This is a genomic window from Coralloluteibacterium thermophilum, from assembly GCF_042654365.1.
GTDB classification, from domain to species: domain Bacteria; phylum Pseudomonadota; class Gammaproteobacteria; order Xanthomonadales; family Xanthomonadaceae; genus Coralloluteibacterium; species Coralloluteibacterium thermophilum.
Window position 1 is genome coordinate 19,539 of the sequence record NZ_JBHSGG010000030.1, and the last position, 26,320, is coordinate 45,858.

Annotated in this window: 24 protein-coding genes; 16 read left to right on the plus strand and 8 right to left on the minus strand. The window is 72.7% G+C overall.

Annotated elements, in window-relative coordinates; translation table 11 throughout:
• Positions 1 to 18 precede the first annotated feature (18 nt).
• Positions 19 to 2,085, minus strand: a complete 2,067-nt coding sequence (locus ACFO3Q_RS10775; RefSeq protein WP_377004683.1) for a M3 family metallopeptidase — start codon at positions 2,083 to 2,085, stop codon at positions 19 to 21.
• 271 nt (positions 2,086 to 2,356) lie between these two features.
• Between ACFO3Q_RS10775 and ACFO3Q_RS10780 the strand changes: the two genes are divergently transcribed.
• Complete coding sequence (locus tag ACFO3Q_RS10780; protein ID WP_377004684.1) at positions 2,357 to 2,926, plus strand: gamma carbonic anhydrase family protein; 570 nt, start codon at positions 2,357 to 2,359, stop codon at positions 2,924 to 2,926.
• On the opposite strand, the gene ACFO3Q_RS10785 is transcribed toward ACFO3Q_RS10780, so the two are convergent.
• The 3 genes from ACFO3Q_RS10785 to hemB all read right to left on the minus strand — a co-directional run bounded on the left by ACFO3Q_RS10785 (position 2,881) and on the right by hemB (position 5,102).
• Complete coding sequence (locus tag ACFO3Q_RS10785; RefSeq protein ID WP_377004685.1) at positions 2,881 to 3,153, minus strand: YkgJ family cysteine cluster protein; 273 nt, start codon at positions 3,151 to 3,153, stop codon at positions 2,881 to 2,883. The two genes, ACFO3Q_RS10780 and ACFO3Q_RS10785, sit on opposite strands and share 46 nt — an antisense overlap.
• A 2-nt stretch (positions 3,154 to 3,155) precedes the next feature.
• Complete coding sequence (gene aroE, locus ACFO3Q_RS10790; RefSeq protein WP_377004686.1) at positions 3,156 to 4,007, minus strand: shikimate dehydrogenase; 852 nt, start codon at positions 4,005 to 4,007, stop codon at positions 3,156 to 3,158.
• A 105-nt stretch (positions 4,008 to 4,112) separates the two neighbouring features.
• On the minus strand, positions 4,113 to 5,102 hold the full coding sequence (gene hemB / locus ACFO3Q_RS10795; protein ID WP_377004687.1) for a porphobilinogen synthase: 990 nt from the start codon (positions 5,100 to 5,102) through the stop codon (positions 4,113 to 4,115).
• Positions 5,103 to 5,319: 217 nt separating this feature from the next.
• Here hemB and ACFO3Q_RS10800 point away from each other — a divergent pair, with 217 nt between their 5' ends.
• From ACFO3Q_RS10800 to ACFO3Q_RS10855, 12 genes are all read left to right on the plus strand, one after another.
• Positions 5,320 to 6,168, plus strand: a complete 849-nt coding sequence (locus tag ACFO3Q_RS10800) for an ABC transporter permease (protein ID WP_377004688.1) — start codon at positions 5,320 to 5,322, stop codon at positions 6,166 to 6,168.
• The gene (nikE, locus tag ACFO3Q_RS10805; protein WP_377004689.1) at positions 6,165 to 7,706 is read left to right on the plus strand and encodes a nickel ABC transporter ATP-binding protein NikE; all 1,542 of its coding nucleotides are present in this window, start codon (positions 6,165 to 6,167) and stop codon (positions 7,704 to 7,706) included. Before ACFO3Q_RS10800 ends, nikE begins: the two co-directional genes overlap by 4 nt.
• Positions 7,707 to 7,923: 217 nt before the next feature.
• Positions 7,924 to 8,655 carry an RNase A-like domain-containing protein gene (locus ACFO3Q_RS10810; RefSeq protein ID WP_377004690.1) on the plus strand — a complete coding sequence of 244 codons (732 nt, stop codon included), beginning with the start codon at positions 7,924 to 7,926 and terminating at the stop codon, positions 8,653 to 8,655.
• Positions 8,656 to 8,658: 3 nt separating this feature from the next.
• A complete protein-coding gene (locus ACFO3Q_RS10815) occupies positions 8,659 to 8,946 on the plus strand; it encodes a contact-dependent growth inhibition system immunity protein (protein ID WP_377004691.1) in 288 nt (95 codons plus the stop codon).
• Positions 8,947 to 9,208: 262 nt separating this feature from the next.
• Positions 9,209 to 9,661 carry an SPFH domain-containing protein gene (locus ACFO3Q_RS10820; protein WP_377004692.1) on the plus strand — a complete coding sequence of 151 codons (453 nt, stop codon included), beginning with the start codon at positions 9,209 to 9,211 and terminating at the stop codon, positions 9,659 to 9,661.
• A gap of 141 nt (positions 9,662 to 9,802) precedes the next feature.
• Positions 9,803 to 10,477 (plus strand): 16S rRNA (guanine(527)-N(7))-methyltransferase RsmG, encoded by a 675-nt coding sequence (rsmG, locus tag ACFO3Q_RS10825; protein WP_377004693.1) that lies wholly within the window; start codon positions 9,803 to 9,805, stop codon positions 10,475 to 10,477.
• On the plus strand, positions 10,470 to 11,264 hold the full coding sequence (locus ACFO3Q_RS10830) for a ParA family protein (protein WP_377004694.1): 795 nt from the start codon (positions 10,470 to 10,472) through the stop codon (positions 11,262 to 11,264). The genes rsmG and ACFO3Q_RS10830 overlap by 8 nt, the downstream gene beginning before the upstream one ends.
• On the plus strand, positions 11,264 to 12,154 hold the full coding sequence (locus tag ACFO3Q_RS10835; protein WP_377004695.1) for a ParB/RepB/Spo0J family partition protein: 891 nt from the start codon (positions 11,264 to 11,266) through the stop codon (positions 12,152 to 12,154). Before ACFO3Q_RS10830 ends, ACFO3Q_RS10835 begins: the two co-directional genes overlap by 1 nt.
• A 224-nt stretch (positions 12,155 to 12,378) precedes the next feature.
• The gene (rpmB, locus tag ACFO3Q_RS10840) at positions 12,379 to 12,615 is read left to right on the plus strand and encodes a 50S ribosomal protein L28 (RefSeq protein WP_377004696.1); all 237 of its coding nucleotides are present in this window, start codon (positions 12,379 to 12,381) and stop codon (positions 12,613 to 12,615) included.
• Positions 12,616 to 12,628: 13 nt separating this feature from the next.
• Positions 12,629 to 12,796, plus strand: coding sequence for a 50S ribosomal protein L33 (rpmG, locus tag ACFO3Q_RS10845; RefSeq protein WP_377004698.1), 168 nt, complete (start codon positions 12,629 to 12,631; stop codon positions 12,794 to 12,796).
• A 220-nt stretch (positions 12,797 to 13,016) separates the two neighbouring features.
• A complete protein-coding gene (locus tag ACFO3Q_RS10850; RefSeq protein ID WP_377004699.1) occupies positions 13,017 to 14,339 on the plus strand; it encodes an FAD/NAD(P)-binding protein in 1,323 nt (440 codons plus the stop codon).
• A 63-nt stretch (positions 14,340 to 14,402) separates the two neighbouring features.
• Entirely contained in the window at positions 14,403 to 17,864 is a 3,462-nt protein-coding gene (locus tag ACFO3Q_RS10855) for a hybrid sensor histidine kinase/response regulator (protein WP_377004700.1), read from the plus strand.
• Here ACFO3Q_RS10855 and ACFO3Q_RS10860 read toward each other — a convergent pair.
• The 4 genes from ACFO3Q_RS10860 to acs are packed head-to-tail and all read right to left on the minus strand — an operon-like array spanning position 17,833 to position 22,414.
• Positions 17,833 to 18,597: an ABC transporter ATP-binding protein gene (locus tag ACFO3Q_RS10860; RefSeq protein WP_377004701.1), complete on the minus strand. Its 765-nt coding sequence runs from the start codon at positions 18,595 to 18,597 to the stop codon at positions 17,833 to 17,835. The genes ACFO3Q_RS10855 and ACFO3Q_RS10860 overlap by 32 nt on opposite strands.
• Positions 18,594 to 19,730: a hypothetical protein gene (locus ACFO3Q_RS10865; protein ID WP_377004702.1), complete on the minus strand. Its 1,137-nt coding sequence runs from the start codon at positions 19,728 to 19,730 to the stop codon at positions 18,594 to 18,596. The genes ACFO3Q_RS10860 and ACFO3Q_RS10865 overlap by 4 nt, the downstream gene beginning before the upstream one ends.
• Positions 19,731 to 19,741: 11 nt before the next feature.
• A complete protein-coding gene (locus ACFO3Q_RS10870; protein WP_377004704.1) occupies positions 19,742 to 20,413 on the minus strand; it encodes a response regulator in 672 nt (223 codons plus the stop codon).
• Positions 20,414 to 20,470: 57 nt separating this feature from the next.
• A complete protein-coding gene (acs, locus tag ACFO3Q_RS10875) occupies positions 20,471 to 22,414 on the minus strand; it encodes an acetate--CoA ligase (protein ID WP_377004705.1) in 1,944 nt (647 codons plus the stop codon).
• A gap of 231 nt (positions 22,415 to 22,645) precedes the next feature.
• On the opposite strand from acs, the gene ACFO3Q_RS10880 reads away from it, so the two are divergent.
• The 3 genes from ACFO3Q_RS10880 to ACFO3Q_RS10890 all read left to right on the plus strand — a co-directional run bounded on the left by ACFO3Q_RS10880 (position 22,646) and on the right by ACFO3Q_RS10890 (position 26,235).
• Positions 22,646 to 24,025: a DcaP family trimeric outer membrane transporter gene (locus ACFO3Q_RS10880; RefSeq protein ID WP_377004706.1), complete on the plus strand. Its 1,380-nt coding sequence runs from the start codon at positions 22,646 to 22,648 to the stop codon at positions 24,023 to 24,025.
• Positions 24,026 to 24,185: 160 nt separating this feature from the next.
• A complete protein-coding gene (locus ACFO3Q_RS10885) occupies positions 24,186 to 24,446 on the plus strand; it encodes a DUF4212 domain-containing protein (protein WP_377004707.1) in 261 nt (86 codons plus the stop codon).
• 13 nt (positions 24,447 to 24,459) lie between these two features.
• Positions 24,460 to 26,235 (plus strand): sodium:solute symporter family protein, encoded by a 1,776-nt coding sequence (locus tag ACFO3Q_RS10890; RefSeq protein WP_377004708.1) that lies wholly within the window; start codon positions 24,460 to 24,462, stop codon positions 26,233 to 26,235.
• Positions 26,236 to 26,320 lie beyond the last annotated feature (85 nt).

The window sequence follows — 26,320 nt, forward strand, 5'->3', positions numbered from 1 at the left end:
CCGGCGGCCCGCATGGCGTCACGCCGCGAGGCCGTAGCTGCGCAGCAGGGCGTCCGGCTGGGGTTCGCGGCCGCGGAAGGCGACGAAGCTCTCCAGGGCCGGGCGCGACCCGCCGACCGCGAGGATCTCGCGGCGGAAGCGCGCGCCGGTCTCGGCGTCCAGCACCTGCCCGCCGGCGGCCGCGGCTTCCTCGAAGGCGGCGAAGGCGTCCGCCGACAGCACCTCGGCCCAGAGGTAGCTGTAGTAGCCCGCGGCGTAGCCGCCCGCGAAGACGTGGGTGAAGGCATTGGGGAAGCGGTGCCACGCGGGCGGCCGGATCACCGCCACCTCCTCGCGCACCTGGTCGAGGATCTCCAGCGCGCGCGCGCCGCGCGCCGGGTCGTACTCCAGGTGCAGGCGAAAGTCGAACAGCGCGAACTCGAGCTGGCGCACCAGGAACAGCCCCGCGTGGAAATGCCGCGCGGCGAGCATCCTGTCGTAGAGCGCCTGCGGCAGCGGCTCGCCGGTCTCGTGATGGCGGGCGAACAGGTCCAGGGTCTCGCGCGCCCAGGCGAAGTTCTCCAGGAACTGGCTGGGCAGCTCGACCGCGTCCCACTCCACGCCGCCGATGCCGCCGACGCTGGGCCAGGCGACCTCGGTCAGCAGGTGGTGCAGGCCGTGGCCGAACTCGTGGAACAGGGTCAGCACGTCGTCGTGGGTGAGCAGCGCCGGCTTGCCGTCCGCCGGCGGCGCGAAGTTGCAGACCAGGAAGGCGACCGGCATCTGCTCGCCGTCGGCGCCGCGGATGCGCGAGCGGCAGACGTCCATCCACGCGCCGCCGCGCTTGCCGTCGCGGGCGTAGACGTCGGTGTAGAAGCCGGCGCGGACGCTGCCGTCGGCATCGAGCACCTCGTAGTAGCGCGCGTCCGGATGCCACAGGTCCACGCCCTCGCGGGCGCGCAGGCGCACGCCGAAGGCGCGCTCGGCGACGGTGAACAGGCCCTGCATCGCGGCGTCGAGCGGGAAGTAGGGCTTGATGTCCTCCTCGCTGAAGTCGAAGCGCGCCACGCGCAGCTTCTCCGCGGCGTAGGCGACGTCCCAGGGCTCGAGCGTGTCGAGCCCGAGCTCGGCCTTCGCGAAGGCCGCGAGGTCGGCCAGCTCGCGCTCGGCGACCGGCCGCGCGCGCGCGGCGAGGTCGCGCAGGAAGCCGAGCACGCGCTCCGGGCTCACCGCCATCTTGTCGGCCAGCGAGAGGTGCGCGGCCGACTCGAAGCCGAGCAGGCGCGCGGACTCGTGGCGCAGCGCCATGATCTCCTCGATGCGCGCGGCGTTGTCGAACTTCGGATCGTGCGGACCCTGGTCGGAGGCGCGCGTGGCGGAGGCGGTGTAGACCTCGCGCCGCAGCTCGCGGTCGTCGGCGTAGGTCATGACCGCCTGCACCGCCGGGCCCTTCAGCGTGGCGAGCCAGCCTTCGCGTCCCTTGTCCCGGGCCGCCTGCGCCAGGATCGCGCGCGCCGAGGCGGGCAGGCCGGCCAGCTCGGCCTCGCTCACCGGACGGGTCCAGGCGTCGGTGGCGTCCAGCACCGCCTCGCCGAACTCGGTGGAGAGCTTGGACAGGCGGTTCTCGATCTCGCGGAAGCGCGCCCGCTCCGCGCCCTCCAGGCCCACGCCCGAGAGGCGGAAGTCGCGCAGGGCGTCCTCGACCAGGGTCTTCTGCGCCGCATCGAGCGCGCCGAAGCCCGGCCCGCCGCGCACCGCCTGCACGGCCTCGTACAGGGCGCGGTTCTGGCCCAGCTCGGTGGAGAAGTCGGTCAGCCTGTCCTGCGCGTCGGCATAGACCTCGCGCAACTCCGGCGAGTCCTTGACCCCGTGCAGGTGCCCGACCGGCGCCCACACGTGCGACAGCCGCGCCTCCCAGTGCTCGAGGGGCGCGATCAGACTGTCGAAGTCGCGCGCGGCGGGATCGTCGACCAGCCGCTCCACCGCGGCACGGTAGTCGGCGAGCACCGCGTCGACCGCCGGGCCGACATGCGCGGGAACGATGGCGGAGAAGGCCGGCAGAGCGTCGGCGGCGAGCAGCGGGTTGTCGGTCTGGGGCGTGGTCATGGGAGGGGAGGTGGCGGGGGGAGAGGGGGATTTCAAGTTTCGGGGCTCGCTTGGGAGCGGGGAACGAGGAGCAGGAGCGGGAAGCGGGAATGGGGAATCGGGAATGCAAGGTGGCCGCGTGGGGGCAGGCCTGCCAGCGAGGCGCCCCGCCGTTCCCCGCCCGCCCCCTGTCTCCGCTCCACTCCCGCTTCCCGCTTCCCGATTCCCGCTTCCCGCTTCCCGCCTCACCCCGATGTAGCATCCCCATCCCCCCACTCTCCACCGAGCCCCCATGCCCTCCCCGCTCCGCCCCTACCTCGACGCCCGGCCGCAGCTGGGGGCGCGGGTCTACGTGGATCCGGCGGCGACGGTGATCGGGGACGTGGCGCTGGGCGACGACGCGTCGGTGTGGCCGGGCTGCGTGCTGCGTGGGGACGTGAACCGCATCCGCATCGGCGCGCGCACGAACGTGCAGGACGGGACGATCGTGCACGTGACCCACGAAGGGCCGTTCACCCGCCCCGGCGGCATTCCGACCCTGGTCGGCGACGACGTCACCATCGGCCACGGCGTGATCCTGCACGCCTGCACCGTCGAGGACGCCTGCCTGATCGGCATGCGCGCCATCCTGCTCGATGGCGTCGTCGTGAAGCGCCACGCCTTCGTCGGTGCCGGCGCCCTGGTGCCGCCGGGCAAGACCGTCGGCGAGGGCGAGCTCTGGCTGGGCAACCCGGCACGGAAGGTGCGCATGCTCACCGACCGCGAGCTGGAGAACCTGCACTACTCCGCCGCGCACTACGTGCGGGTCAAGGACCGCTACCTCGGCATGGGCGAGGTCGCCGATTCCAGCGCCGCGAGGTAGGCGAGGGCGGCGTCGCGCGAGCCGCCGCACATCGACGCGCTGGGCTGGAGCGAGCCGCACACCGCCGGCCGCTCGGGATGCCCGAAGATCCGGCAGCGATTGGCCTCGTCGAGCTGCACGCAGCGGACGCCGGCCGGCTTGCCCTGCGGCATGCCCGGGATGGGCGTGGAGATCGAGGGCGCGATGCAGCAGGCGCCGCAGCCGCTCCGACAGGCGAGCGCGCGCACCCTCAGTCCGCGGTGGCGAGGGCGTCGGCGCGCGCGCGCAGGGCCGCGTAGACGGGCCCGGTGTCGGGACGGACGCCGTGCCAGCGCTGGAAGCTCTCGGCCGCCTGCTCCACCAGCATGCCGAGCCCGTCCACGGCATCCGCGCAGCCGGCGGCCCGCGCCCACGCGAGGAAGGGCACGGCGGCCTCGCCGTAGGAGAGGTCCACGGCGAGGCAGTGGCCCGGCGCGACCAGCCCGAACGGCAGGCCCACGCGCGACTGCTCGCGTCCCAGCGAGGTCGCGTTGACGATCATCCCGAAGTCGCCGAGCGCGTCGAGGTCGTCCCAGTAACGGGCACGGGCGCGCGCGGGTTCGCCGAGCGCCAGGCACAGCGCGTCGGCGCGCTCGGCGGTGCGGTTGACGACGATCAGCTCGGAGACGCCGGCGTCCAGCAGCAGGGGCGCGACGCCGCGCGCGGCGCCGCCGGCGCCCAGCAGCAGGCAGCGGCGGCCGCGCAGGTCGTGCCGGCGGCGTTCGGTGAGGTCGCGGACCAGGCCGGCGCCGTCGGTGTTGTCGCCGTGCCAGCCGCCGCCGGTCCAGGTGAGCGTGTTCGCCGCGCCGGCCGCGCGCGCGCGCGGCGTCGCCTCCGCGCAGAGAGCGAAGGCGCGCTCCTTGTGCGGCAGGGTCACGTTGAGCCCGCGCCCGCCCTCCGCGACGAAGGCGGCGAGCACCGCCTCGAATTCCTCGGGCGCGGCCTCGATGGCGGTGTAGGTTAGGGCGATGCCGGTCTCGCGCGCGAAGGCCGCATGGATGCGCGGCGACAGCGAGTGGGCGATGGGCCGGCCGACGACGGCATAGCGTGCGGGGGTGGTCATGGCGGCTCCTGCGGCGCGAGGCGGACCGCGTCCAGCCTACGCCCGCGCCCACGACGCGTCATGCCCGAGGGCGCCGGTGCGGCGCCGACGGCGGGCACGCCGCGCTCAGCCCTCGCGCAGCCAGCGCGCGGCGTCGAGGGCGGAGTAGGTCAGCACGCCGTCGGCGCCGGCGCGCTTGAAGCCCGTCAGCGCCTCGAGCACGCAGGCGCGCTCGTCGAGCCAGCCGTTGGCGGCGGCCGCCTTGAGCATCGCGTACTCGCCGCTGACCTGGTAGGCGAAGGTCGGCACGCCGAAGGCCTCCTTCACCCGTCGCACGATGTCGAGGTAGGGCATGCCGGGCTTCACCATCACCATGTCGGCACCCTCGGCGAGGTCCAGCTCGACCTCGCGCAGCGCCTCCTCCGCGTTGGCGGGATCCATCTGGTAGGTGGATTTGTCGCCCTTGCCGAGGTTGCCGGCCGAACCGACGGCGTCGCGGAACGGGCCGTAGAAGGCCGAGGCGTACTTGGCGGCGTAGGCGAGGATGCGCGTATGCACGTGGCTGCCGCCCTCCAGCGCCTCGCGGATGGCGCCGATGCGGCCGTCCATCATGTCCGAGGGCGCCACGATGTCGGCGCCGGCCTCGGCGTGCGAGAGCGCCTGCTTCACCAGCGCCTCGACGGTGACGTCGTTCGCCACGTAGCCCTCGGCATCGACGATGCCGTCCTGGCCGTGGGTGGTGTAGGGGTCGAGCGCGACGTCGGTGATGACGCCCAGCTCCGGGAAGCGCGCCTTCAGCGCCCGCACCGCGCGCTGCGCGATGCCCTCCGGGTTCCACGCCTCGGCGGCGTCGAGCGACTTGGCCCCGGGATCCGTCACCGGGAACAGCGCCAGCGCGGGAATCCGCAGCGTGGCGGCCTGCTCGGCCACGCGCAGCAGCTCGTCCAGCGACAGCCGCTCCACGCCCGGCATCGACGCCACCGGCGCCCGCCCCTCCCGCTCGTGCACGAAGACCGGATAGATCAGGTCGTCGGCGGTGAGAGTGTGCTCGCGCATCAACCGGCGCGAGAACGCGTCGCGGCGCATGCGGCGGGGACGGACGGCGGGAAAGGTCATGACGCGGCTCCTGGGGGAGCCGGACATGATACGGGTTGGGGAGCGGGCAGAGGGCAGAGGGCAGAGGGCAACGGGAAGCGGGAATGCGAGGCTGTTCCATACTGCCGGCGGCGTTCCAGCCATGACGGCCCAACCATTCCCCATTCCCTCTTCCCGAGTCCCGCTTCACCCGACCGCCCCATTCCCTCTTCCCGATTCCCGCTTCACCCAACACACCATGCCCCGCCCCCCGCCCCCGCTCGTCGTCGCCTGCCTCGCCACGCTGGGCGTGCTGCTGGTGCTGGTCTGGATCGGGCCTGTGCTGCTGGGGGTGGATCCGCATGCGCCGGACTGGGATGCGCTGTCCCTGCCGCCGCTGGCGGATGCGGCGCATCCGCTCGGCACCGACGCCATCGGGCGGGACGTGCTGGCGCGCAGCCTGGTCGGAGGCCGGCTGTCGCTGGGGATCGGGGTGCTGGCGAGCGCGATCGCGCTGGCGATCGGCATGGCCTGGGGCGCCGTGGCGGGCTATGCGGGCGGGGCGGTCGAGCGGGCCATGGTGCGCGTGCTCGACGTGCTCTCGGCCCTGCCCTTCCTGCTCATCGTGATCCTGCTGCTGACCCTGTTCGAGCGCTCGCTGTGGCTGATGCTGGCGGCCATCGGCGGCTACGTGTGGATCGACCTGGCGCGGGTGGTGCGGGCCGAGGCGGCGCGCCTGCGCGAGACGCCCTTCGTGCTCGCCGCGCGGGCGAGCGGGGCGCGCTTCGACCAGGTGCTGCGCTGGCACCTGGTGCCCAACCTGCTGCCGATCGCGCTGGTCTACCTCGGCCTGATCCTGCCCCAGGCCATCCTGGTCGAGAGCTTCCTCGGCTTCCTCGGGCTGTCGGTGGACGAACCCTCGGCGAGCTGGGGCACCCTGCTGGCCGAGGGCGCCCAAGAGCTCGATACCGCGCCGTGGACCCTGCTGGTGCCGGCGGTGTTCCTCACCGCGACGCTGGCGGCCTTCCAGTTCCTCGGCGACGGCCTGCGCGACTGGCTGGACGTGCGCGGCGGCGGCGCGCTGCGCGACGCGGCGGCGACGGCATGAGTGACGCGCTGCTGCGCCTGGACGACCTCGTCGTGACCGGCCCGCGCGGCAGGCTGCTGGGACCGCTCGACCTCGACCTGCGGGCGGGCGAGTGCCTCGGGCTGGTGGGCGAGTCCGGCAGCGGCAAGAGCCTCGCCACCCTCGCCCTGCTCGGCCTGCTGCCGCCGGAGCTGGCCGCACGCGGCGCGCTGCGCGTGGACGGGGCCACGGTCGCGCTCGGCAGCCCGGCGCACGCCGCCCTGCGGGGGCGCACCCTCGGCTGGGTTCCCCAGGACCCGCTCGCGAGCCTGCACCCCATGCGCACCGTCGGCGCGCAACTGCGCGAGACGCTGGTGCGGATCGGCGGCGCGGCCCGTGCCGCCGCCCGCGCCGAGGCCGCCGACCTGCTCGCCCGCGTGCGCCTGCCGGCGCCGGACGCGCTGCTGGCGCGCTTCCCGCACCAACTCTCGGGCGGCCAGCGGCAGCGCGTCCTGATCGCGCTCGCGCTCGCAGCACGGCCGCGCGTGCTGATCGCCGACGAGCCGACTTCGGCGCTCGACCCCAGCCTCGCGCGGGAGGTGCTCGACCTGCTCGACGCCCTGCGGCGCGAGCTCGGCCTGGCCCTGCTGCTGATCGGCCACGACCTGCCGCAGGTACGCCGCGTGGCGCAGCGGGTCGCGGTCCTCCGCCGCGGCGAGGTGGTCGAGCGGGGCGCCACGGCGGCGGTGCTGGAAGCGCCCGCGCACGCCTACACCCGCGAGCTGCTCGCGGCCGCGGCGCTGCCGACGGCAGTGGCGACGACGCCCGGCCCGCGCCTGCTCGAAGCGGAGGCGCTGCGCGTGCGCTACCCCCGCGCCGCCGCCGACGCGGTGGACGGGGTGGACCTCGTCCTGCACCGCGGCGAGTGCCTGGCCCTGCTCGGCGAATCCGGCAGCGGCAAGAGCACACTCGGGCGCGCCCTGCTGCGGCTGGCGCGCAGCCACGGCCGCATCCTGCTCGACGGCCAGCCCATCGAGGCGCTGGACGCGCGCCGCCTGCGCCCGCTGCGGCGGCGCATCGGCATCGTCTTCCAGGATCCCTACGCCTCCCTGGACCCGCGCCAGCGCATCGCGGAGATCGTCGCGGAGCCGCTGCGCGTGCACGGGGTGGGCGACGCCGCCGCCCGGCGCGCGCGCGCGGCCGAACTGCTGCGGGCCGTCGGCCTGGACGCCGACGCCCTGCCGCGTTACCCGCACCAGTTCTCCGGCGGCCAGCGCCAGCGCATCGCCATCGCCCGCGCACTCGCCACCGATCCCGACCTCCTGGTCTGCGACGAAGCGGTCTCCGCGCTGGACGCCCACCACCGCGCCGGCATCCTGCGCCTGCTCGGCGACCTCCGGACCGGCCGCGGGCTGGCGCTGCTGTTCATCACCCACGACGTCGACGCGGCCCGCGCCCTGGCGGACCGCATCGCCGTGATGCATGCCGGCCGCATCGTCGAGACCGGCCCCGCGGCCACCCTCCTCGCCGCGCCCGCGCACCCGGCGACGCGGGGGATCGTCGCTGTGGCCGGGGGATAGGCACGGGGCACGGGGCACGGGGCACGGGGCACGGCAGGAGCATCCAGCATCGCCGCCCTGGCCCCAAGCCCCCAGCCCCAAGCCCCAAGCCCCCAGCCCCCGAGCCCAATGCCCCAAGCCCCACGCACCAACGCCCCACCCTCGGGTCACCACCAGATGGCGCGCCGTCGCGGGGCACGCGAAGCTGCGGCGGCGTTCCACCACTGGGCTCGACCTCATGGACGGTATCCACGCCGGGATCGGCAGTGTCCCGACCTTCTTCGCCGCCGCCTCGCCGCTCGCGGCCTCGGCCCTGCAGCTGCGGGCCGCCGCGCCGGACGACCTGGGCGGACACCTGCAGGCGCTGGCGGAGGCCGGGCGCCTGCCCGAGTTCCTCGACAGCACCGCCCTCGCGCTCGACCTGGCGGCGGCCGACCCCACCTTCGCCGCCGAACTGGACGACCTGCTCGGCCGCATCCGCGACGCGCTCGGCGAGCTCGACCTCTCGCGCCTGCCGCGGGTCGACCGGGACCAGGCCGAGGACGTGGTCGCGCGCATCGAGGACCATCTCGGCCCCACGGCCCAGGTGCCCGGCGGCGGACTCCAGGCCCACGAGGACGCCGGCGGCCACCTGATCGAGCGCCACGTCGGGTGGACCGAGGCCCAGCTCGTGGACCGCGTGCGCCGCGAGAACATCAGCGCCGCCTCCAGCTTCGCCGACCTGCCGTCCGCCGAGGCGCTGGTCGCGGCGACCCAGCAGGAGAACGCCGGGCGCATCGACGCCTGGCTCGACGGCCAGGGCGGCAACCGTCTGGTCGTGAACGCGCAGTTCGACGCGGTCACCGGCATCTCCGTCGCCCGCGGCGAGAACCAGGCCACCGAGGTGCACTCCGTCCGCCTGGTGCTGGAGCGCTCCGGCGCGCTGGACGTCGGCTATAGAATCGTGACCGGCTATCCCAACGCACCCTGACGCATGAGCGCGCACCCGACGCTTGAGAACTTCTTCTCCGCCTACTTCCACCAGGACTGGACGCAGGAGCAGGACAGCCCCGAGGGCGTCGTGGCCTACTACGTCGCCAACGAGTCCGAGGACGAGGTCGAGGGCCTGCGCGAGGACATCGACCGGCTGCGCGCGGAGGATCTCGACGAGGACGCGCTCGAAGCCCTGTTCCTGGACTACGGCTGCAGCTACGACCCGGCCGCCGACGGCATGACCCGCCGCGAGTGGCTGGACGACCTGGCGCGCCAGCTCGCCGAATAGCCCGCCGCGGCACCCCGCGCGGCGCCCGCCGCGTACGCGCCCGCCCGCGCCGGCCACCTTTCCAAGTTCAACGGAACCCGCCGTACCCGCGGCGGGCGCGATCGCGTGCGTCCGAAGCTGAACCGCGCCGCCACGTTGACAGCGCGGTTCATCGGTGGTTGACGCGAAGGTGGTAAGTTTATCGTTAACTGCAATTCAACTTGCAGAACACTTCTGCGCAGCAATCTTAATTCTTACCATTAAGTGACTGAAGAATAAGAAGATGTTGTACGCGATCGCCGCCCTCATCGTCGTCCTGCTCGTGCTGTCGGCCCGATGGGTGCCGGAGGGTCAGGTCCATACCGTCCACCGCTTCGGGCGCTATGCGCGGGCCCTGCCGCCGGGCATCGGCTTCGTGATTCCCGGTATCGAGCGCATCGCGCAGCGCATCTCGCTGATCGACCATCACCTCGAAGTGCCCGCCCCCGCGCTCGGCAGCGACGGCACCAGCGCCGACCTCTACTTCCAGATCCTCGGCCCGCGCCAGGCCGGCAGCGCCCTGGAGCAGGTCGACGCGGTGATGCGCCAGCACGCCGACGCGGCCCTGAGCGAACTCGCCCAGACCCGCACCGACGACCAGCACGCACCGTCCCTCAGCGAGGCCCTCAAGAGCGCCCTGAACCGCCGTGTCTCCTCGATGGGGCTGCGGGTGATCCGGTGCGCCCTGCACAGCTGAGCGGGTGAAGCGGGAACAGGGAAACGGGAATCGGGAACGGGCGCCGTGAGGCGCCGGACGCGCCGCTCAGCCTGAAGGACGCCTGCGCCCCAGGCGGGATCCAGGCCGTGTCACGCTAGACTGCACGGCTTTCCTCGCGCCGTGCCTGCCGTGACCGCCCTGGCCGACCTCCAACCCGACCTCGAAGCCGGCCTCGCGACCCTGGGCATCGACCCGGCGCACGCGCCGCGCCTGCTCGACTTCCTCGCCCTGCTGGTGCGCTGGAACGGGACCTACAACCTCACCGCGGTCCGCGACCCGCGGGAGATGGTCATCCGGCACCTGCTCGATTCGCTCAGCATCGCCCGTCACGTGCCCGACGGACTGCTGGTGGACATCGGCACCGGGCCGGGCTTCCCTGGCATTCCGCTGGCCATCGTGCGGCCGGGCATCCGCGTCACCCTGGTCGAGTCCAACGGCAAGAAGACCCGCTTCATGCGCGAGGCGGTGCGCAGCCTCGGGCTTCCCAACGCCCAGGTCGCCGAGAGCCGTGCCGAGGCGCTGCCGGACGCAGGCCGCTTCGACCGCCTGACCGCGCGCGCCCTCGGCACCCTGGCCGAGCTGGTCCGCCTCGGCGGGCACCTCGTCGCGCCGCAGGGCCAGATCCTGGCGATGAAGGGCCGCCGGCCCGACGACGAGATCGCCGCCCTGCCGCCGGGCTGGGAGGTGCGTACCATGCATCGCCTCGACGTGCCCGGCCTCGAGGGCGAGCGCCATCTGGTGGTGCTGGGGCGCGACCACACTTCCGACAGCCTGGGGACCGGGACCAATGCCTAGCGCGCGCATCTTCGCCGTCGCCAACCAGAAGGGCGGCGTCGGCAAGACCACCACCGCGGTGAACCTGGCCGCGGCGCTCGCGCAGGCGCCGCGCAGGGTGCTGCTGATCGACCTCGATCCGCAGGGCAACGCCACCATGGGCGCGGGCGTCGACAAGCGCGAGCTCGAGGTCTCGGCCTGCGAGGTGCTGCTGGGCGAGGCCGAGGCCGGGCAGGCGCTGCTGCGCACGGCCGAGGACTACGACCTGCTGCCGTCCAACATCGACCTGACCGCCGCCGAGGTGCGGCTGATGGACGTGCCGCAGCGCGAGCTGCGCCTCAAGGCAGCGCTGGTGCCGCTGCGCGAGCGCTACGACTACATCCTGATCGACTGCCCCCCTTCGCTGTCGCTGCTCACGCTCAACGCCCTGGCCGCGGCCGACGGCGTGGTCGTGCCGATGCAGTGCGAGTACTACGCGCTGGAGGGCATCTCGGCCCTGGTCGACACCATCGAGGCGGTCAGGGCGCGGCTCAACCCGACGCTGCGGATCGAGGGCATCCTGCGCACCATGTTCGACGTGCGCAACAACCTCGCCAACGCGGTGTCGGGGGAGCTCATCACCCACTTCGGCGACCGCGTGTTCCGCTCGATCGTGCCGCGCAACGTGCGCCTGGCCGAGGCGCCCAGCCACGGCCAGTCCATCCTCGGCTACGACCGCGCCTCGCGCGGCGGCGTCGCCTACCTCGGCGTCGCCGGCGAGATCGTGCGCCGCGAGCGCGCCGTCGCCACTTCCACGGAGACGCCCTGATGGCGGTGAAGAAGCGCGGCCTCGGCCGCGGACTGGATGCCCTGCTCGGCGGCCCGGCCACCCCCGCCAGCACTGACGAGGGCGCCCCCGCGCCGTCCGCCGAGGCGCTGACGACCCTGCCGATCGACGCCCTGCAGCCCGGCAAGTACCAGCCGCGCACCGGCATGGACCCGGAGAAGCTCACCGAACTGGCCGACTCCATCCGCAGCCAGGGCCTGATCCAGCCCATCGTGGTGCGCCCGGTCGGCGGCGACCGCTACGAGATCATCGCCGGCGAGCGCCGCTGGCGCGCCGCCCGCGAGGCCGGGCTGACCGAGGTGCCGGTGGTCAGGCGCGAGGTCGAGGACCGCGCCGCCATCGCCATGGCGCTGATCGAGAACATCCAGCGCGAGGACCTCAACCCGCTCGAGGAGGCGCTCGCCCTGGCGCGCCTGATCGAGGAGTTCGGGCTGACCCACCAGCAGGCCGCCGAAGCCGTCGGTCGCGCGCGCTCGGCGGTGTCCAACCTGCTGCGCCTGCTCGACCTGCCCGAGCCCATCCGCCGCCTCGTGGAGGCCCGCCGCATCGAGATGGGCCACGCCCGCGCCCTGCTGAGCCTGCCCGAGAAGCAGGCGGTCGCGCTCGCCCAGGAGGCGGCCGACGACGAGCTGTCGGTGCGCGAGGTCGAGCAGCGCGTGCAGCGCCTGACCCAGGGCCTGCCGGCGCCGGCGCCCAAGCCGGCGGCACTGCCCGACGCCGACATCGCCGCGCTGGAGCGGGAGATGTCCGAGACCCTGGGCACCCGCGTGGCCGTGCAGCACGGCAAGGGCGGCAAGGGCAGGCTGGTGATCCATTACCACGGCCTCGACGCCCTCGAGGGCGTGCTGGAGCGCCTGCGCCGCCGCGGCTGAACACGGCGGCAGCCGCCGTTCACGCGCAAGCGCTTGCGCGGCAAGAGAAAACCGCGCATGATGCGCGGCTCGCTCCGTCCAGCCGACAGGCCCGGGCGCCCGGAAACACGACTCCGGCGCCGCAGGCGAGCGACTTCCCGCGTCGCGTACGACGGCATTCCGCCGCCGTGGGGCCGATGTCTCCCTGGCCAAAGGGGGATCAACCCAATCCTATCGAGGTGCGTATGGCCCGCGTGTGCCAAGTAACCGGTAAGGGTGTGCAGACGGGCAACAACGTCTCCCACGCCAACAACAAGACCCGCCGCCGCTTCCTGCCCAACCTGCACGAGCGCCGGTTCTGGGTCGCCAGCGAGAACCGCTGGATCAAGCTGCGCGTGAGCACCCACGCTCTGCGCACCATCGACAAGAAGGGCATCGACTCGGTCATCGCCGAGCTGCGCGCCCGTGGCGAGAAGATCTGAGGAGGACTGAATCATGGCAGGCAGCAAGAGCGACAAGATCCGCCTGATCTCCTCCGCGGGGACCGGCCACTTCTACACGACCACCAAGAACAAGAAGAACACGCCGAACAAGTTCGAGTTCATGAAGTACGACCCGGTGGTCCGCAAGCACGTGATCTACAAGGAAGGCAAGATCAAGTGAGCCGGCCCCGGCCGGCCACCCCGCGCTGACGGGATGCCTCCTGACGAAACCCGCCGTATGGCGGGTTTTGTCGTTTTGGAGAAGAGGCGGGAATCGGTGGCCGGGAATGGGGACCTGGAGGTCTCAAGCCGCCCGCGGCCTGCACCACTGCCCACGCCGGCTCCGTTCCCGATTCCCGATTCCCGCTCCTCGCCCCCGCCCCACCCCCTACACTACCTCGATGCCCACCCACGCTCTCCTGATCGTCGGCGGTGGCGCGGGGGGCGCGCTCGTCGCGCTGCACGCCCTGCGCCGCGCGCCTGCCGGCGCCCGCATCCTCCTGGTCGAGCCGGCGGCGACGCTGGCGGCCGGCATCGCCTACGCCACGCGCTGGCCGGAGCATCTGCTCAACGTGCCGGCGGGGCGCATGAGCGCGTTTCCCGACGCGCCGGGCGATTTCGTGGCGGCGCTCGCGGAGGACGGACACGCCGACCCGGACCATCTCGCGCACGTCTACGCACCGCGCCGCGACTACGGCGCCTACCTCCGTGCGCGGCTGTCGGCAGCCCGGGCGGCCTCGGCGGCCCGGTTCGAGGTCGTGCACGGGCGCGCGGTGGCGCTCGACCCCGCGACCGGCGGCATCGTCCTGGACGACGGCAGGCGGTTCGAGGGCGACACCGTCGCCCTGGCCCTCGGCAACGCACCGCGGCGCCTGCGCGCGGACGGCGTGCAGGCGGTCGAGGCCTGGGACTACGACGCGATCCGCGGCATCCCCGTCGACGCGCGCGTCGCCATCGTCGGCGCGGGACTGAGCATGGTCGACGCGCTGCTGAGCCTCGACGCGACCGGCCATCGCGGTCCGGTCGAGGTGCTCTCGCGTCACGCCCTGCTGCCGCGCCCGCATGCCGCGCACGGCCCGGCCTTCGCGGCGGACCTCGACGCCCTGCTCGCGCTGCCGGGCGTGCGCGCGCGGACCCGCCTGCTGCGCCGGTGGGTGGAGGCCGCCGCCGCGCAGGGCCTGCCCTGGCAGGCGGTGATGGAGGCGCTGCGCCCGCACGTGCAGCGGCTCTGGCGCACGCTCGGCGCGGCCGAGCAGCGCCGCTTCCTGCGCCACGCCGTGCGGCACTGGGACGTCCACCGCCACCGCATCGCGCCCGAGGTGCACGCGACGGTGCAGGCAGCCATCGACGCGGGACGCGTGCGCCTGCACCGTGGCCGCGCGCTGGCGATCGCGCGGGACGCCGGCGGCCTGCGCATCGAGACCGGGGCCGGCCCCCTGCGCGCGGACGTGGTGGTCAATGCCACCGGCGTCGAGAGCGCGGCGGCGCGGATGCGCAACCCGCTGCTCGACGACCTGCTCGCCCGGGGCGCGGCACGTCCGGGTCCGCACGGCATCGGCGTGGACACCGACGCCGAGGGCGCGCTCCTCGATGCCGCCGGCACGCCGCAGCCGCGCGTGCGCGTGGCGGGCAGCCTGCGCATCGGCACGCTGTGGGAGAGCCTCGCCGTGCCCGAGCTGCGGGTGCAGGCCGCCGCGATCGCCGCGCATGCCTTCCCGGGCTGAACCGGCGCCGCCCCGCCCGCACGGGGCTACACTCGGGCACGCCGTCGAACGGGGGACTTCGGGGTGATCACCGGCTGGCTGCTGCTGCTCGTCTCCGCCGCCTACGTGGGCGTGCTGTTCGCGGTCGCCTGGTGGGGCGACCGCCGCCCCCTCTATCCCGCCCGCACCTGGCTGCGGCCGGCGGTCTACAGCCTGGCGCTGGCGGTCTACTGCTCCTCGTGGACCTTCTACGGTGCGGTCGGCACCGCGGCGCGCAGCGGCCTGGGCTTCCTGCCGATCTACCTCGGGCCGGTGCTGCTGCTGATCTTCGCGTGGCGCGTGCTGGAGCGGCTGGCGCTGATCGCGCGCGAGCAGAACACGGTCTCCATCGCCGACTTCATCGCCTCCCGCTACGGCCGCGCGCGGACGCTGGCGGCCCTGGTCGCCTTCATCGCCGTGGTCGCGGCGATTCCCTACGTCGCGCTGCAGTTCAAGGCGGTGGCGATGAGCCTGGACGTGCTCGCGGGCACCGCCTCCGCAACGGGCCAGCACGCGGTGCTGGCCGACCCGGCCTTCTACGTGGCCGGGCTGTTCGCGGTGTTCGCCATCCTGTTCGGCACCCGCAAGCTCGACGCCACCGAGCACCACCACGGCATGATGCTGGCGGTCGCGCTGGAGTCGCTGGTCAAGCTGCTGGCCTTTGTGGCGGTCGGCGTGTTCGCGATCCTGCACCTGCCCGGCGGCGAAGGGCTGGGCGAACGCGTGCTCGAGGCCGGCCGCGAATTCGCCGGCAAGGGCATCCCGCAGGGCTTCGTCGCCCAGACCCTCCTGGCCTTCGTCGCCATCGTCTGCCTGCCGCGCCAGTTCCAGGTGGCCGTGGTGGAGTGCGAGGACGTCGGCGACGTGCGCCGCGCGCGCTGGCTGTTCGGCATGTACCTGGCCATCGTCTGCGTGATGGTGCTGCCGATCACCGCGGCCGGCCAGGCGCTGCTCGCCGGCGTCGCGGAGCCCGACGTCTACGTGCTGGCGCTGCCCCTGTCCGAAGGCGCCACCACGCTCGCGCTGGCCGCCTACATCGGCGGCTTCTCGGCGGCGACCGGCATGGTGATCGTGGCGAGCGTGGCGCTCGCGACCATGGTCAGCAACGACCTGGTCATGCCCCTGCTGCTGCGCTGGCGCCGGCGCGCCGGGGGCGGCACGGCGGGCTCCCCCATCGGCGCGCAGGTGCTGTGGGTGCGGCGGGCGGCCATCGTCGTCATCACCGCGCTGGCCTACAGCTACTACCGCCTCGCGGGCGAGACCGAGTCGCTGGCCGCCTACGGCCTGCTCGCCTTCGCCGCGGTGGCGCAGTTCGCGCCGGCCCTCATCGGCGGCCTGTACTGGCGCGGGGGCAGCCGCGCCGGCGCGCTCGCCGGGCTGGCGGCGGGCTTCCTGGTCTGGGCCTACACCCTGCTCGTCCCGGTGCTGCTGCGCGGCATCGGCGCCGACGCGGCCTGGCTCATCGACGGCCCGCTGGGCATCGGCTGGCTGCGCCCGGAGAGCCTGTTCGGCCTGCAGGGCTGGGACGCCATCACCCACGGCACGTTCTGGTCGCTGCTGGCCAACGTCGGCGCCTTCCTGGTGGTGTCCGCACGCTACCGGCCCAGCTTCGACGATCGCCTGCGCGCGACGCCGTTCCTCGACCCCTACTCGATCCGCCCGACGCTCGCCGGCGGCGTGTGGCGCGGCGGCCTGACCGTGGGCGACCTGCAGGCCCTGGCGGCCCACGTGATCGGCGAGCGCAACGCCCGGCGCGCGTTCTTCGAGCACTTCGCCGGCAAGGGCGTGAAGTCGGTGCCGCCCCAGGCCGCGGCCGATCGTGCGCTGGTGCAGTTCACCGAGCGCCTGCTGGCCGCCTCCATCGGCGCGGCCTCCGCGCGCCTGACCCTCACCACCGCGCTGCGCGGCTCGGGCATGGAGCTCGGCGAGGTGATGGCCCTGCTCGACGAGGCCAGCCAGGAGCTCCGCTTCAACCGCGAGATCCTCTCGGCGACGATGGAGAACATGTCGCAGGCGGTCAGCGTGGTCGACCGCGACATGCGCCTGGTGGCGTGGAACCGCCGCTACCAGGAGCTGTTCGAGTACCCCGACGGCATGCTCTACGTCGGCCGCCCGGTCGCCGACCTGATCCGCTACAACGCCGAGCGCGGCGAGTTCGCCAGCGACGACGTCGAGGCCCAGATCGCCAAGCGCATCGGCTACATGCGCGCCGGCACCAGCCACCTGTTCGAACGCGTGCGCGCCGACGGCCGCACCATCGAGATGCAGGGCCGGCCGCTGCCGCACGGCGGCTACGTCACCACCTACAACGACGTCACCGACTACAAGCGCGTCGAGCGTGCGCTGCGCGAGGCCAACGAGAACCTCGAACGCCGCGTCGCCGAGCGCACCCGCGAGGCGGAGGCGGCGCACCAGTCCAAGACCCGCTTCCTCGCCGCACTGAGCCACGACGTGCTGCAGCCGCTCAACGCGGCGCGCCTGTTCGCCTCGGCGCTGCGCGCCACCGACGACGGACGCGAGCAGAAGCGCCTGGCGGAGCGCGTCGACGTCTCGCTGCGCGCGGCCGAGGAGCTTCTCGACGGCCTGCTCGACATCTCCCGCCTCGACGCCGGCGCGCTGGAGACCGAGATCACGGACTTCCGGCTCGACGAGCTGCTGGCCGGGGTCGGCGAGCAGTACGCGCCGCTCGCGGCCGAGCGCGGGCTCACGCTCACGGTGCGCACGCGCGCGATCACCGTCACCAGCGACCGCCGGCTGCTGCGCCGGGCGGTGCAGAACTTCGTGTCGAACGCGCTGCGCTACACCGAACGCGGCGGCATCGTGCTCGGCGTGCGCCTGCGCGGCGACGCGGCGCTGATCGAGGTGTGGGACACGGGCCCGGGCATCGCCCCGCGCCACCTGCGGCACGTGTTCGAGGAGTTCCGCCGCTTCGACCAGCCCTCCCCCTGGGGCGAGCGCGGCCTGGGCCTGGGACTGTCGATCTGCCAGCGCGTCTCGCACGTGCTCGGCCATCCCATCGCGGTGCGCTCGCGCGAGGGCCGCGGCAGCGTGTTCTCCATGCGCGTGCCGATCGCGCGCACCGCGATGCCCAGCTCGCCGCGGCGTCCGCCGCCGCCGGTCAAGGGCGACCTCGGCGGCATGCGCGTGCTGTGCCTGGACAACGACCGCGAGATCCTTGCCGGCATGCGCGCCCTGCTGGCGCGCTGGGAGGTGGAGGTGTTCACCGCCGAGACCGTCGACGACGCCGTGGAGATCGCCAGCGACGCCCAGCCCGACGCCCTGCTGGTGGATTTCCACCTGCACGAGGACGCCGACGGGCTCGAAGCCCTCGGCCGCCTGCGCAGCGTATGCGGCACCGACACCCCGGCCGCCCTGGTGACCGCCGACGGCAGCGACGCGGTCAAGCGCAAGGCCCGCGAGCGCGGCTGCACCCTCCTCACCAAGCCCGTGAAGCCGGCCTCCCTGCGCGCCTTCCTCACCGCCCAGCGGAAGCGGGCGGAGGCGTAGCTGCGGCGCGCGCTGCCCGCAGGCGCGCGACCACAGCCGCCTCCACGCCGCCTTCGGCGCGGACGCGACGCAGCACGGCGTCGTCCCAGTCGGCCGCCACCCGACCCCCCTCGATCACAACCACCCTGTCGAACGCGGCTGCGGCGAAATCGATGCCGTGCGTGGCCAGGAGCACGCTGCAGGCGCCGCTGGCTGCGAGTCCGCGCAGATGATCGCGGCACTCCACGGCCGCGACGGGATCGAGACCGTTCATCACCTCGTCGAGCAGGACCAACGGCGGTCCGCCAACGATGGCCAGGACGATGGCAAGCTTCTGGCGCATGCCGAATGAATAGGTCCCGACGGGCCGGTCGAGCCATCGGGCCAGATCGAGGCGCTCAGCGAACTCCAATGCAGCCGCGTCCGGTCGTGAGAGACCGCGGCTTTCTGCGAACAGCTGCAGGCACTGGCTGCCGTCGAGCACTGCAGGGAGCAGTGCCGGATCCACCGCATAGCCCAGGGCGGTGCGCGCCTGCATGCCGGCGCGCACCACGTCGTGCCCGTCCACTGCGATATGCCCCTCGAAGCCGCGCAGAAGCGTCGCCACGCAGCGCAGCAGGCAGCTCTTGCCCGCACCGTTGGCGCCGACGAGACCGCAGAAGGTGCCACGCGGCAGGTTCAGATCGACACCCGCGAGAACGTCGCGCCCGCCCAGCCGCAGACACAGGCGTTCGACCGAGAGCAGCGCCGTCACGGCCGGCGCGCTCGGCGCCACAGCCAGGCCGACTGCAATGCGTAGACCATGGGAACGGCAGAGGGCAGCACCTGCCATGTGCCCGCGAGCAGGGCGAAGTGCAGCAGTTGACGCAGCCGCGGCGATCGGCGGTCTGCCGCTGATGCAAAGACGCAGGCGGCCTGCAGCACTGCGACGCCCGCGCTCCCGAGCAGCACGATCAGCGCCAGGCGCAGATCCGTGACGGCGGCGACCCCACCCAGGAGTACGAGTGCGCATCCCAGCACGCTGGCTGGCAGTGCCAGCCAAGCGGTGATCCGGCGGCCCGGCGGGTACGGCGCCGCCCGCAGGAGCTCCGCGGCGCTCAGCACGCAGCGCAGCGAGGTCAGCCACAGCGTGCCCAGCGCCATTGCACCGAACAGCAGGAACAGCAGGAGAAGCAGACGGCCGCCGCCGACTCCTGCAGGCACCAGGAGCAGGACGGGAGCGACCCGGAACCACAGGCCACGTCCGCGCCAGCCTTGTATCGCGCTCAGCAGTTGATGGGCAGCAGCCGGCGGAAGACGATGCGCCACGACAGCACCCCGAGGAGCGCTATCGCCGGCGCCCCTCGTGGCAGCCGCCGGCTGCCCTCCCGCACGTGCCACATGACGCGCCGCGAGCGTGGGGAGGATCGCGGCCGCGACAGCGAGCATGGCGATCAGTTGCGGCCATCCCGCCGCGTCGGGATGCAGCCACCGAAGCACCAGCGCTGCTACGGCGAGCACCACGAGACTCCACGCGCTGTCCCGCAATGCGGCGCGGCGCAACGCACGGGGGATCGCCGCGTCGATCTGCGGCAGCGCGCCGAGCCATCCTCCCCGCCAGCGGGCCGCACGTGCGCGCGACCGCAGATGCGCGAGCAGACTTCCGGCCACAAGAACGGTGACGCTCACCGCAATGCCATGGCGCTGGAAGGTCGCACCGAGCGTGGGGGCGAGCCGATCCAGCAGCAGCACGAATAGGCCGAGCGCGCCGCACCAGGCGAGGCCCTGCGCCGACAGGGCGAGCGCCGCCCGGCCCGGGTCGAGGCGACGTCGGTGTCGCAGCACGTCGGCGACCGCTGCGGCACGCGCCGCGATCGGATCGAAGCCTGCTGCCCGCGCACCGTCCACGGGGCGCGGCCCTAGCCCTCGTCCTCGTGCCCGCCTTCCGGGATGCTGATGCCGTCCAGCGACAGCCGGCCGGCGAGCAGGACGGCCTGGGTGCGATTGGAGGCGCCGAGCTTGCGCAGCACGGCGGTCATGTGCGCCTTGACGGTGGCCTCGGAGACGTCCATCGCGTAGGCGATCTGCTTGTTGAGCAGGCCTGCGCCGAGCATGGAGAGCACGCGGTACTGCTGCGGGCTGAGCTCGCGGATGCGCTGGGCGATCTCGGCCTCCTCGGGGCCGATGCCGGCGGCGCCGGCGGTCTGCGGCGGCGCCCAGGTGTCGCCGTCGAGGACGGCGCGGATGCCGGCGTGGATGCTGGCGGTGTCCGCCGACTTGGGGATGAAGCCAGCGGCGCCGTGGTCGAGGGCGCGGCGCATGGTGGGGGGGTCCTCGCGCGCGGAGACCACCACCACCGGCAGCTGCGGCTGGGCCGCGCGCAGGTGCACCAGGGCGCTGAAGCCGTGCGCGCCGGGCATGCCGAGGTCCATCAGCAGCAGGTCGGCGTGCGGGTGCGCGTCGGCCGCGGCGAACAGGTCGTCCGCGTTCTCCGCCTCGACGATCTCCGCGTCGGGCAGGAGCGCCGCGACCGCGCCCCGCAGGGCTTCCCGGAACAGCGGGTGGTCGTCGGCGATCAGGATGGTGGGCATCGCGGCCATGGGGAGGACGAAGGAGCGCGTGCGGCGGTGCCGCACGCGCCTTCGACTTTACTTGACCTTGCGCTCGTCCAGCAGGGACTGCACCACCGACGGATCGGCGAGCGTCGAGGTGTCGCCGAGCTGGTCCGGCTGGTTCTCGGCGATCTTGCGCAGGATGCGGCGCATGATCTTGCCCGAGCGGGTCTTGGGCAGGCCGGGCGCCCACTGCAGGTGGTCGGGCGAGGCGATCGGCCCGATCTCCTTGCGCACCCAGGCGACCAGTTCCTTGCGCAGTTCCTCGCTCGGCTGCTCCCCGGCGTTGAGGGTCACGTAGGCGTAGATGCCCTGCCCCTTGATGTCGTGCGGGAAGCCCACCACCGCGGCCTCGGCGACCTTGGCGTGCGCGACCAGGGCGCTCTCGACCTCGGCGGTGCCGATGCGGTGGCCGGAGACGTTGATGACGTCGTCCACGCGGCCGGTGATCCAGTAGTAGCCGTCCTCGTCGCGCCGGCAGCCGTCGCCGGTGAAGTAGCGGCCGGGATAGGTCTTGAAGTAGGTGTCGATGAAGCGCTGGTGGTCGCCGTAGACGGTGCGCATCTGCCCCGGCCAGGAGTCCTTGATGACGAGGTTGCCCTCGGTGGCGCCGTCGAGCTCCTGCCCGTTGGCGTCGACCAGGGCCGGCTCGATGCCGAAGAAGGGCAGCGTCGCCGAGCCCGGCTTGAGCGTCGTGGCGCCCGGCAGCGGGGCGATGAGGATGCCGCCGGTCTCGGTCTGCCACCAGGTGTCGACGATGGGGCAGCGGCTGTCGCCGACGACCTCGTGGTACCAGCGCCAGGCCTCGGGGTTGATCGGCTCGCCGACCGAGCCGAGCACGCGCAGGCTGGCGCGCGAGGTGGACTTCACCGGCGCGTCGCCCTCGCGCATGAGCGCGCGGATGGCGGTGGGCGCGGTGTAGAAGACCGTCACCCTGTGCTTGTCGATGACCTGCCAGAAGCGCGAGACGTCCGGGTAGTTCGGCACGCCCTCGAACATCAGCGACGTGGCGCCGTTGGCGAGCGGGCCGTACACGAGGTAGCTGTGGCCGGTGACCCAGCCGACGTCGGCCGTGCACCAGTAGACGTCGTCCTCCTTGAGGTCGAACACCTGCTCGTGGGTGTAGCTGGCGTACACCAGGTAGCCGCCGGTGGTGTGCAGCACGCCCTTGGGCTTCCCGGTCGAGCCGGAGGTGTAGAGGATGAACAGCGGGTCCTCGGCGTTCATGCGCGCCGGCGCATGCGTGGCCGGCTGCTCGCCGACGACGGCGTCGTACCAGCGGTCGCGCGGCATCTGCATGTCCACCGCGCCGCCGGTGCGCCTGACCACCAGGACGGTCTCGACGCTGTTGGTGCCGGGCCGCTTGAGCGCCTCGTCGACGTTCTTCTTGAGCGGGATCGTCTTGCCGCCGCGCACGCCCTCGTCGGCGGTGATGACCAGCTTGCTGCCGCAGTCGGCGATGCGCCCGGCGATGGAATCCGGGGAGAAGCCGCCGAACACCACCGAATGCACCGCGCCGATGCGCGCGCAGGCGAGCATCGCGTAGGCGGCCTCGGGGATCATCGGCAGGTAGAGGGTGACGCGGTCGCCCTTGACCACGCCGAGGTTCTCCAGCGCGTTGGCGAGCCTGCACACCTCGGCGTGCAGCTCGCGGTAGCTGATGTGGCGCGCGGGCACCTCGGGATCGTCCGCCTCCCAGATCAGCGCGGTCTTGTCGCCGCGCGCCTCGAGATGGCGATCGAGGCAGTTGACGCTGGCGTTGAGCTCGCCGTCGGCATACCAGCGGATGCGGAAGTCCTCCAGTGCGTAGCTGACGTCCTTGATCTGCGTGGGCGCCTTGAACCAGTCCAGGCGCCCGGCGACCTCGCCCCAGAACGCGGCGGGATCGCGCACCGATTCGGCGTACCGGCGCGCGTAGTCGTCGGCGCGCAGACGGGCGGCGGCGGCGAAGTCGGCGGAGGGCGGATAGGTCTCGGGCATGGCGGCTCCTGCTGGCTCGGGCCGGCTGCGGACATCGCGCCGGCGGCAGGTTCGGGAGTGTGCACGCTCATCCGGGCCCGTGGAGGCCGCGCGATTTCGACTTTCGTCGAAGTGGCACTTCGACCAATGGCGAATGGAAGCCGTTGCGGGCTGCGCGCAAGCTCGGCCGGCGCCGCCCACGTTGCCAACTATTCATCCACACCGGCGTCACCTGAGGAGGGGAGCGTTCCCATGTCATCCGTCACCACACGTCCGCATCCGCGCGTCCGGTCCCTGGCCGTCGCGCTGACGCTCGCGCTCGCGGTCCCGGGGGTCGCGTCCGCGCAGACCGCGAAGGAACGCGAGCTCGAGGCCCGCATCGCCCAGCTCGAGCAGATGGTCGAGCAGCTCGTCGCGGAGCGCGCGGCGGCCCCTGCCGCGGCGCCCGCGCCGGCTCCTGCGCCCGCAGCGGCCCCGCCGCCGGCCGGCGCGCAGCCGATCCAGAACACCACCATCATGACCGCCGCCAACCCGGGGACGAGGTTCTCCTACGGCGGCTTCATCAAGATGGACGGCATGTTCACCGACACCAGCGACGGCCGCATCGCCGACGGCTCCGCGGGGCGCCTGTTCTATCTCCCCGGCGCGATCCCGGTCGGCGGCCCGGGTGCCGACGGCGGCGATTCCTATGCCGACTTCCACGCCCAGTTCTCGCGCTTCTGGCTGAGCGCGGACCACGTCACCGACGGCGGCGACACCTTCAAGGCGATGATCGAGGCCGACTTCTTCGGCGGCGGCAACCTCGCCCTGGCCGGCAACGAGGTCGCGACCAACACCTACGCGGTGACCCTGCGCCACGCCTACGTCACCTGGAACAACTGGCTGGCCGGCCAGACCTGGTCCAACTTCCTCGATGCCGCGGCGCTGCCCGACGCGGTGGACTTCGTCGGCACCACCGACGGCACCGTGTTCGTGCGCCAGGCGCAGATCCGCTACACCAACGGCCCGTGGTCGATCTCGCTGGAGAACCCGGAGACGACGGTGCAGCCGGCCGCGCCCTACGCGCTCACGGCCGCCGCGCGCGTCAACACCGGCGACAACACCTATCCCGACCTCACCGCGCGCTGGATCACCCGCGGCGACTGGGGCCACTTCACCGTCGCCGGCCTGCTGCGCCAGTTCAAGTACCTGGGCGAGACCGACACCGGCGGCGCGCTCAGCGTCTCGGGACGCTTCAACCTCGGCGCGAACGACGACATCCGCTACGCCGTCAACGCCGGCAGCGGCATCGGCCGCTACCTCGCCTTCGGCCTCGGCCCGGACGTGGTGCAGGACGTGGACGGCAGCCTCAGCGCGGTCGACGGCTACGGCGCCTTCGTCTCCTGGCGCCATGCCTTCAGCCCGCAGCTGCGCAGCAACCTGATGTACTCGGCCGCGCACTTCGACAACGACCCCGCGGTCGTCGGCTGGGGCGTCACCGAGCGCTCGCAGTCCTGGCACGCCAACCTCATCTACTCGCCGTTCCCGAAGCTCGACATCGGCGCGGAGCTGATCTACGGCACGCGCTCGCTCGAGGACGACCGCGAGGGCCGCCTGCGCCGCCTGCACACGCACGTGAAGTACAGCTTCTGACCGCCACCGGCCGCGGCGGCGCGTCATGCGCCGCGGCCGTCGCGACACCGGAGGAGCCGGCGGGCGCCGGCCCCTTCCGCAGTACCCAGCACCCTCAAGCGGCGCCGCGGCATGCCGGCGGCGCCCCTCTCAACGACGGGAATCGAGCACGGGGAACGACATGACACTCGACAAGACGGCAAGCAACTACTGGAAGGCGAACCTCAGGATCATCTTCATCTGCATGAGCATCTGGGCCCTGGTGTCCTTCGGCTTCGGCATCGTGCTGCGGCCGCTGCTGGCGGGCATCCCCGTCGGCGGCACCGACCTCGGCTTCTGGTTCGCGCAGCAGGGATCGATCCTGGTCTTCATCGCGCTGATCTTCTTCTACACCTGGTACATGAACCGGCTCGATCGCGAGTACGGCGTGGACGAGCAGTAAGGGGCCGACGACCATGGACCAGTTCACCATCAACCTCATCTTCGTGATCGGCTCGTTCCTGCTCTACATCGGCATCGCCGTGTGGGCCCGGGCCGGTTCCACCTCCGAGTTCTACGCGGCCGGCCGCGGCGTGCACCCGATCGTCAACGGCGCGGCGACGGCGGCCGACTGGATGTCGGCGGCCTCGTTCATCTCGATGGCGGGCCTGATCGCCTTCGTGGGCTACGGCAACTCCACCTACCTCATGGGCTGGACCGGCGGCTTCGTGCTGCTGGCGCTGCTGCTGGCGCCCTACCTGCGCAAGTTCGGGCGCTACACGGTGCCGGACTTCATCGGCGACCGCTTCTACAGCCGCGGCGCGCGCCTGGTCGCGGTGGCGGCGCTGCTCATCATGTCGATCACCTACGTGATCGGGCAGATGACCGGCGCCGGCGTGGCGTTCTCGCGCTTCCTGGAGGTCGACGCCACCACCGGCTTGCTGATCGCCTCGGCGGTGGTGTTCGTGTACGCGGTGCTCGGCGGCATGAAGGGCATCACCTACACCCAGCTCGCGCAGTACATCGTGCTGATCATCGCCTACACCATCCCGGCGGTGTTCATCTCGCTGCAGCTCACCAACAACCCGGTGCCGCAGCTCGGCCTGTTCTCCACCCACACCGAGTCCGGCGTTCCGCTGCTGGCGCGCCTCGACCAGGTGCTGGTCGAACTCGGCTTCCAGGACTACACCGGGCACCACGGCTCCACGCTCAACATGGTGCTGTTCACGCTGTCGCTGATGATCGGCACCGCGGGCCTGCCGCACGTCATCATCCGCTTCTTCACCGTGCCCAAGGTGGCCGACGCACGCCGCTCCGCCGGCTGGGCGCTGGTGTTCATCGCGCTGCTCTACACCGTCGCCCCGGCGGTGGGCTCGATGGCGCGCCTGAACATCATCACCACGATCTACCCGGAGGGCACCTCGGCCGAGCCGATCGCCTACGAGGCGCGTCCGGACTGGATGCGCAACTGGGAGCAGACCGGCCTGCTGAGGTTCGAGGACCTCAACGGCGACGGCCGCATCCAGTACTACAACGCGGGCAACGAGGCCTTCGCCGAGGAAGCCGCGGCGCGCGGCTGGCAGGGCAACGAGATGGTGACCTTCAACCAGGACATCCTGGTGCTGGCCAACCCGGAGATCGCGCAGCTTCCCGGCTGGGTGATCGGCCTGATCGCGGCGGGCGGCCTGGCCGCGGCGCTGTCGACGGCGGCGGGCCTGCTGCTGGCGATCTCCTCGGCCATCAGCCACGACCTCGTCAAATCGACCTTCAAACCCGACATCTCGGAGAAGGGGGAGCTGATGTGGGCGCGCGTCTCGATGGCGGTCGCCATCATCGTCGCCACCTATCTGGGACTGAATCCACCCGGATTCGCGGCGCAGACGGTGGCGCTGGCCTTCGGCCTGGCCGCGTCCTCGCTGTTCCCCGCGATCATGATGGGCATCTTCTCGACGCGGATGAACTCGTCCGGCGCGATCGTGGGCATGCTGGTCGGCCTCGGCTCGACCGTGCTGTACATCTTCACCTACCTCGGCTGGTTCTTCATTCCGGGCACCAACATGCTCGAGAACACGCCGGACAACTGGCTGTTCGGCATCTCGCCGCTGTCCTTCGGCGCGGTGGGCGCGATCCTGAACTTCGTCGCCGCCTACATCACCCTGAAGCTGACCCGCCCCGCTCCGGACCACATCCGCGAGCTGGTGGAAGGCATCCGGGTGCCGCGCGGCGCGACGGCGGCGGTGAACCACCACTGATCCCGGCCGTGTGGTGAGATGATCGTGGCCCGCCCCCTCACGGGGGCGGGCCATGTCGTATCGGAACCCAGCAGAGGGAGGGCCG